This is a genomic window from Streptomyces sp. CC224B, from assembly GCF_030010595.1.
In the GTDB taxonomy this organism is placed as follows: Bacteria; Actinomycetota; Actinomycetes; order Streptomycetales; family Streptomycetaceae; genus Streptomyces; species Streptomyces longispororuber.
Map to the genome: position 1 here is coordinate 1 of NZ_JASCXL010000266.1, position 446 is coordinate 446.

At 69.7% G+C, this 446-nt stretch carries 1 protein-coding gene; it reads left to right on the top strand.

What is annotated here, in order from left to right; genetic code table 11:
• A partial coding sequence (locus QK440_RS41285) for a condensation domain-containing protein (protein ID WP_282798403.1) occupies nt 1–446 on the top strand: 446 nt, incomplete at both ends.

The window sequence follows — 446 nt, forward strand, 5'->3', positions numbered from 1 at the left end:
TTCCACACCGAGCTGGCCGGTGCCTCCTTCGACGCCTACCAGATGCAGTTCGACTTCCACCTGGCCGGTGCGGTCGAGCCGGAGCGGATGCGGGCGGCCGGACAGGCACTGCTGGACCGCCACCCCACGCTGCGGGCGGCGTTCACCACCGACAGCGCCGGAGACCGCGTCCAGATCATCCAGAACAGCGTCACGCTGCCCTGGCACGAGGAGGACCTGAGCGGTTTCGCCGCCAAGGAGCGCGCGGAGCGGCTGAAGCAGTTCCTGGCCGCTGAGCACGGCACCCGCTTCGACGTGGCCAGGGCGCCGCTGGCGCGGATGTCCCTGGTCAAGATGGCCGATGACGCCTGGGAGCTGGTCTTCACCGCCCACCACGCCCTGTTCGACGGCTGGTCCATCCCGCTCCTGATGCAGGACTTGATGCGGCTGTACGGCACGGCCGGGGA